At 35.0% G+C, this 7,275-nt stretch carries 6 protein-coding genes; all 6 read left to right on the top strand.

Going from position 1 to position 7,275, the window contains the following annotated elements; all coding sequences use genetic code 11:
* Nucleotides 1-203 precede the first annotated feature (203 nt).
* Nucleotides 204-914, top strand: a complete 711-nt coding sequence (locus tag BLR42_RS21400; protein ID WP_091873610.1) for a Wzz/FepE/Etk N-terminal domain-containing protein — start codon at nucleotides 204-206, stop codon at nucleotides 912-914.
* Between the two features lie 12 nt (nucleotides 915-926).
* Entirely contained in the window at nucleotides 927-1,643 is a 717-nt protein-coding gene (locus BLR42_RS21395; protein ID WP_091873609.1) for a CpsD/CapB family tyrosine-protein kinase, read from the top strand.
* A gap of 13 nt (nucleotides 1,644-1,656) precedes the next feature.
* The gene (locus BLR42_RS21390; protein WP_091873607.1) at nucleotides 1,657-2,748 is read left to right on the top strand and encodes a COG1361 family protein; all 1,092 of its coding nucleotides are present in this window, start codon (nucleotides 1,657-1,659) and stop codon (nucleotides 2,746-2,748) included.
* A gap of 65 nt (nucleotides 2,749-2,813) precedes the next feature.
* Nucleotides 2,814-4,904, top strand: coding sequence for a glycosyltransferase (locus BLR42_RS21385; RefSeq protein WP_091873606.1), 2,091 nt, complete (start codon nucleotides 2,814-2,816; stop codon nucleotides 4,902-4,904).
* Nucleotides 4,905-4,907: 3 nt separating this feature from the next.
* The gene (locus BLR42_RS21380) at nucleotides 4,908-5,960 is read left to right on the top strand and encodes a glycosyltransferase family 2 protein (protein WP_091873604.1); all 1,053 of its coding nucleotides are present in this window, start codon (nucleotides 4,908-4,910) and stop codon (nucleotides 5,958-5,960) included.
* A gap of 26 nt (nucleotides 5,961-5,986) precedes the next feature.
* Complete coding sequence (locus BLR42_RS21375) at nucleotides 5,987-6,952, top strand: glycosyltransferase family 2 protein (RefSeq protein ID WP_170832931.1); 966 nt, start codon at nucleotides 5,987-5,989, stop codon at nucleotides 6,950-6,952.
* The last annotated feature ends 323 nt before the right edge of the window (nucleotides 6,953-7,275 follow it).

Genomic DNA, 7,275 nt, shown 5'->3' with positions numbered 1-7,275 from the left:
ATAAAAACAACTATGTAACAATATTGTAACATTTTTAACATGGAATTGTAAAATAATCAAATTATACAAAAAACCTATCTGAAAAAGAAGATTCTCTATGAAAATATCAGTATACAATCCTTTTTTTTGATGATATAATTTCATAGATTTTGTGTGAATTTGTGTTTTTTATTCAATTTAGTCACAGTTGGGAAGGAATAATAATGTATAAAAATGAAATAGAGATTGATATTTTTAGATGTATAAATGCGCTTAAAAAAAATATTAAGTTCATAGCAATAATAACAGTGTTGTTTTTCTTAGTAGGATTAGGTGTTACCTTGGATAAGGGAAATGATACCTTTGGAGCTAAAGCTACAGTATATGCATCAGCGGTGAATTCTTATTCAGATGCGGCAAATGCTGTAACTGCCATGAATGCATATATGGATGTGGCAAAGTCCTATAAGGTATGTCAAAGAGCAGCACTTATTCTTGGAAGAAGTGATGTGGAGACATCCGATATACAGAACAGTATATCTGTATACTCATCTCAGGATACAAATTCGCTCTCTTCAGCTTTGGCAAAGGCTAATTCTGCAACTATTATCTCGTTTACAGCAAGAACGTCTGATCCGGATTTATCAATGGCTATGGCTGATGCCATGGCTCAAGCATATACTATTGAGATGGCTAATATACTACGTGCGGATTCAGTTAAAGTGTTGGATAATGCCTATACATATTATATGGCTCATGATGCCAATAAATCTGCATGGAAAAAGAGAATAATTGCGATGATGGTCGGATTCGCATTATCATCATTTGGGGTGATTCTTTTTGAAATTCTTGATAAGAACGTACGAACCGTTAGAGAGGCTACAATTGGAAACAGCCTGCCTGTAATTGGTATCATTCCTGAGTATAAGGAGTAAGGAGGGGCTATTTTGAAAAAGTTAGATATTTATAAAAATGATAATTATATATTAAAGGATGCTTTTGATGAAGCTGTAATGAATCTTCATATTTTAAAGAAGCAAAATGGATATAGAAGTTTTGTTGTTTGCGGATGTGAGGCAGGTAACGGAACAACTACAGTGGCGATCAATCTTGCTGCGGCACTTGCTGAATCAGGTTGGAAAACAGTATTGATTGATGGCGACATGAGAAAAAAGAACAGATACAAAAGACTTAATGAGAATGCTACGGTAGGTCTTTCAGACTATCTTATGGATAAGGCGCCAATCGGGAGAATTAAGTATGATACAACTACCGAAAATCTTACATATATTCCTTGTGGAGAATTAATCGATAATCCGGTTCGACTTCTGTGTTCCAATAAGATGAACGTTGCAAGGGAAGAACTTGCAAATGACTATGACTTTATCATTTATGATATGCCTGCAATTAATTCTGCCATGGATGCAGAAGTGATTGCGGTTAGCGCAGATGCAACTATCTTAGTATCGGCTGTTGGTGCTACAAGCAAGAAGGGTTTAATTAAGGCTGCAAATGCATTGAAAGAAACAAAGGCCAATCTGATAGGAACAATTATAAATAGAACAGATATGGAGCAATATACAGCATATCATGAAGATTATGATTATTTCCAAAATGAAAGATATGTTAAAAAAATGATAAAAGGCAAAAGAAAAAAAAGATAAGGATATTAGAACTATGAAGAATAGATATGCTGGAATAAAGGCATTTGTACTGTGCATAGGTTCAGTTGCGCTTATAAGTGCCAATACAAGGATGGTTGTTGGTGCCACAGGGGCAGGAATCCAGCTGGGTACCGATGTAACAGAGGAGGTTGCACCTCAACCTGCGGATACCACCGGAAATATAATTGATCCCGCGCAGAAAATTATTGGTAATAATGGGGAAGTTGCAAACGGCGATATTTCTACGACTACTGATGGTCCTGCAGTTGCAGGCCAAACTGAGCAGGAGATAACTGCAGATTCAACTGTTGCATATATTGGGGTTGATAGTTACACAATTGATGGAGGGCTATTAGAGCCGGGGAATGATCTTACAGTAAACCTTACTCTTCATAATATAAGTTCTGCAGCAAGTGCAGAGAATGTTGTAATTACCATGTCTAGTGCGTCAGGCATGATTTATCCTAAATATGGAACAGATAATCAGTTTTTTGTAGGGACTATCCTTCCTGGAGAAAATAAAACAATATCAATTCCGATAACTGTTAGCTCTAAACTTGATAGCGATGTGGCCGATTTTACTTGTAAGTTTGACTATCTTAGTCTTGGAAAAACTCTTTCCAACACTTCGACAATGGTTATAACTACATCAAGTGGCAAAAGTCTTATTGTAAAGAGTTTAGATATCAATGCGCACGCTGTACTTAATGGAAAATCACTGCTTAATATCGAGTATGTAAACAAGTCTAATGGTAACATTACAGACGCTCAGTTGATAATTGATGGTTTTGTATCAGATGATAGTAAGCGGATAAGATTAGATACAGTATATGCCGGTAAAAGCTATACTAAGGACTATAATGTTACTTTTACTAAAGCAGGAGATCAGGAAGTAAAAGTTAAACTTGTTTATACAGACGTCACCGGAGAACGCTTGCAGACAGATTTAGGATCATTTAGTGTAACCGTTAGCCCTGAAATTACATCAAATAATGGATATACTTCGAATGTTGCTCTTCTGTGGGGAGGAAGAGTTTTGGCTGGCGTTGGGGCATTGCTTGCATTATTTATTTACATCAAGCATTTTATGAAGAAAATGAGCTAAAGTGATAGCTGGGGCTGCTTTTTTATTTGGATAACAAATAAAAGTAGCCCTTTTAGGGCTTTATTATGGAAAGAATTGCTATAATAACTCCTTGCATATTGCCGGTTCCTGCAACAAAAGGAGGGGCTGTTGAGGGGCTTATTACCAGGATTATCGAGGAAAATGAGAAAAAGAATCAATTCATAATTGATTTATATTGCATTAAGGATGAAAATAGCAAAGAAATAAAATATAATAGCACGCATCTTTTGTATGTTGACAGATCTCCCATTATCGCATTTGTTGATAATAAGACAGATGCTATTTATAGAAGAATTGGATCAAATTCGAAAAGGCTTTTGGATAAAAAGGTCCTGGATTTGTTTATTGAAAGGACTAATGAACTTGAAGAGAATTATAGTGCTGTTATTGTACAAAATTTGATGTCTACAGCAATTGAGATAGTAAATTTTTGCAGAGGAAAATATGAAATTCCCGTTTTTTTTCATATGCATAATTGTGTAGATGTATATAGAAGCCCTCAGTATATTAGAGAATTGGTAAAAGCGGGAGTCCAATTTATTGCTGTTAGTAATTATATTAAGGACGAAATACTATGTTGCGATAAAAATGCGGTTGTAAATGTTTTATATAACGGTGTAAATCAGAACAATCGTATTAAGAAAGATGAAAAGGAGAAAGCAACAAAGTTTTTGTATTCGGGTAGAATCATTCCGGATAAAGGTGTTAAGGAACTTGTTATTGCCTTTAGCCAATATATTGATAGACTTGATATTAGTGAGAGAAAGGAATATGGGCTGGACATAATAGGCTTTTCCGATAAAAAAACTCATTATGAAAAAACAGTAATAAAGTATGCTGAAAAGAATAAAGATAATATTCACTGTCTAAAGATGATATCCTCGGAGAAAATACTACAGAAATATTATGATTATGATGTAGTGGTAATGCCAACCCAAAATATGGAACCATTTGGACTTGTGGCACTTGAAACAATTTCTCGAGGAATACCGTTAATTACGACAAATTCAGGGGCTTTACCGGAAATACTGGGTGATGGAGCGGTAATAATTGACAGAGGGGCATCCTTTTTGGACGATCTTGAAAAAGCTCTTGGCAGATTATCTTTGGACTATGAATATAGAAGAACTATTGCTGAGAAAGGTTTTATACGTTCGAAAAAGATTGCTGATTTTAATATAGATAATTATTATGAAAACTTTGTTGATGTTATTTCGGAGAAATGTGAAAATGCAACTGTTTCGGTCATAGTTCCTGTTTATAATGTTGAACAATATCTTGATAGGTGTGTAAATTCTCTGATAAATCAATCATATACCCAATTGGAGATTATACTTGTAGATGATGGTTCAACAGATTCTTCAGGAATGCTTTGCGATGCTTTTGCCCAGAAGGATCAAAGAATTAAAGTGGTTCATCAACAAAATCAAGGATTGTCAGCTGCCCGGAATTCCGGGCTTGAAATAATGTCAGGAGATTTAGTGTTTTTCTGCGATAGTGACGATTACCTAAATACGGATGCTATCAAGAGTATGGTCACAAAAATGTATAGAGATCATGCAGATATTGTTGCTTGTGGAATAATGCTTACAGGTGACAAAGAAGAATTGTTTACCAACGAAAACTGCGGTATGTGGAGTGGGCATGAAGCAGTTATTCAAATGATGAGAACCAATAATATATGTACTGTAGCCTGGAATAAGCTATATAAAAAACATTTATTTGATGCTGTAAGATTTCCGATTGGAGTTCTCCATGAAGATGAAGCAACAACGTACAAGCTTATTTATAAGGCAAAAATAGTATCGTTTACGCCTGTGCCATACTATTACTATTATCAAAGAAATAGTGGCATTATGGGCGAGAAGATAAGTGATAGAAGCCATTATTACATTGATGCCTTAAAGGAAAGAGTATTGTTTTTCGAGCAAAATAAGGAAGATAATCTTATTCAGCATAGTTTGATTTCATTATTGGATGGAATTAAGTATATATACAGAAATACAGATGATAAAAAAATAAAGAAAAAAATGACACAAGCGTATAAGGAGAGTATTAAAAAATGGAAAACTCCCGATATAATGGGGGTTGGAAAAGCGATGTCATTATTATTGTGGGAGTGTATTAGATATTAAGCCATGGATGAGAATAAACTAGTTTCAATTGTGATGCCAACATATAATGGCTCAAAGTATATAGCGGATAGTATAAAGGCGCTTATTAAACAGACATACAAAAATATAGAAATAATAATTATAGATGACGGATCTACAGATTCTGTGGTAAAAATTTGTAGCGAATATGCGTTAAAAGATGAACGCATTAGAGTTATATCTACATCAAACAGAGGGGTGTCATCTGCAAGAAATACCGGTATTACTGAAGCTAAGGGTGACTACATTGTATTTATGGATGATGATGATTGTCCTTTTGAGAATCTGATACAAAAATACATGGAAGCTTACGACCAATGGTCTGACAAGAAAGTATCTTTTGTTACCTGTGGCATGATTTTTAGAAATTATTATAACAAACGAGTGAATGACAAGGAGTACATTCTTGAGTCGGGACGTGGCTATGTAAGAGGAGAAAACTATCTACTGACCAGAAATTATGCAGCTACTCTTGCGTGGCTTAAATTATTCAATTTTGTTACAAACAAATGTTATGATCTTGAAATTATTAAGAAATCCGGAATTATATTTGATGAAAAGATAAGTGTTGGAGAAGATCTTAAGTTTAATATCGATTACTTAGAACAATCCGAAGGATATCTGGGAATGATCAATCTTCCGCTTTATTACTATATTAAAAGAAAAGATGACGGGTTGTCTGTTAAATATCATTCGGATGATCTTACAAATACTAAGCATATATATAGAAGGTTTATTGCATGGGAACAAGATCAGAAAGAAGTAACAGCCGATAACATAGTGGTATTAAAATCGCTGTTTATTTATGATTGGACAAATAGACTCACTGCTATATATAAAATGCATAAAGGTGAGTCACCATTTTCTTGCGCAAAAAGGGACCTTAATAAAGAATTAAGAAGCAAAGAATTTAGGGAAATGTTGCTGGAGGTTCGAAAAGCTAAAAAAATATCTACTTTCAGGTATCTATGCCTTCGAACAGGGAATTATGAAATATTCTACTTCTTTCGCTATTTCTATCAAGCATTGAAGGGATAAAGCGTTTTTATTCAAAGGAGATTTTTTTGAGAACAGGCAGCAATAAACTGGTATCAATAATTATACCTGTTTATAACGTTGAAAAATATTTGGATGAGTGCGTAGAATCGGTTATTGCACAGTCATATGAGAACATTGAAATTATATTAGTCGATGATGGCTCAACTGATTCATGCGGGATGCTCTGTGATAAGTGGGCGACAAAAGATAGCAGAATAAAGGTTGTTCATCGACCAAATGGGGGACTCTCTGCAGCCAGAAACAGTGGGCTGGAAATTGCTAAGGGCGATTATATAAGTTTTGTGGACTCTGATGATTCAGTAAAAAAAGCTTTTATTGAAGACTTTATAGATGCATTGGAAAATACAGGTGCTGATTTTGCTTTTTGCGATATAGAGTCTGCCAGACTGGCCGAACGTGATCGATTAGGTACAGAGCAAATGATTCTGTCTGATAAGGAGTGCAGGCAATTACTGATTGACCCTCTTTCAAGAGAATATGTTGAAATGGTAGTCGCATGGAACAAGATATATAAAAAAGACCTCATCAAAGACTTAAGGTATAAAGAAGGCAAAATTCATGAAGATGAATTTATGATAAACAATTTTATTTACTCATTTAGTAAGGCCGTATATATTCCACATAGAAATTATATTTATCGTGTCAACGATGAGGGAATAACCGGGTCTGAGAATAGAAATGATTTGAGACATCTTGATGCTGTTGATGCCTACGAAGAGAGAATGCAAAAAGCTTTAGATAATAATGATATTGAATTTGCTAATTCTGTCCTAAAATGGGCGCTGTTAAAGCTTGTTCAGTTTTACAGGCATGGGAATGAGTCAATGAAAGCTGAATCATACAAAAAATACCGGCTTTTGTACGACGGCTACAAAAAATACTTGTCCGAAAAGCAGAGAATTAAGTACAGCCTTTTTAAGTTTAAACCGGAGATATTCTACAAGCTTTTTTTAATGATTCGTTACAATTAAGACAATATGGACTTTATTGATAGTGTCAAATAATCTATGAAAAAAATGGGTCAAAAAAATAGGCTCAGATGAACCTTGAAAAATGCAGATATTTAGATTGAGGTAGCCGGACGCCACCCTTGACAGCACAAAAAATAACTGCTGACGGTTAATCACCGACGGCGAAGAACTCAAGAACAATCAGATTTTCTCCGTCGTTTGCAGCAGTGTAGCAGTTATTTTTTGTGCCATCAAGGGCAAGCCGCTAACGCGGTGGCTGGGTTATTACCTCTGGCTCAGAATCTAAGAACAATCAGCCTGCAGCCTGGAGCTCAATTATTTTT

The organism is Butyrivibrio sp. INlla16 (assembly GCF_900104155.1).
Lineage (GTDB): Bacteria > Bacillota > Clostridia > Lachnospirales > Lachnospiraceae > Butyrivibrio.
The sequence above is the reverse complement of the archived record's forward strand: the minus strand, read 5'-3'. Positions and strand labels throughout refer to the sequence as shown.

Bases quoted from the DNA above. Each gene is read 5' to 3' on its own strand.
- BLR42_RS21400 (WP_091873610.1), top strand. From the start codon at position 204: ATGTATAAAAATGAAATAGAGATTGATATTTTTAGATGTATAAATGCG.
- BLR42_RS21390 (WP_091873607.1), top strand. From the start codon at position 1,657: ATGAAGAATAGATATGCTGGAATAAAGGCATTTGTACTGTGCATAGGT.
- BLR42_RS21380 (WP_091873604.1), top strand. From the start codon at position 4,908: ATGGATGAGAATAAACTAGTTTCAATTGTGATGCCAACATATAATGGC.
- BLR42_RS21385 (WP_091873606.1), top strand. From the start codon at position 2,814: ATGGAAAGAATTGCTATAATAACTCCTTGCATATTGCCGGTTCCTGCA.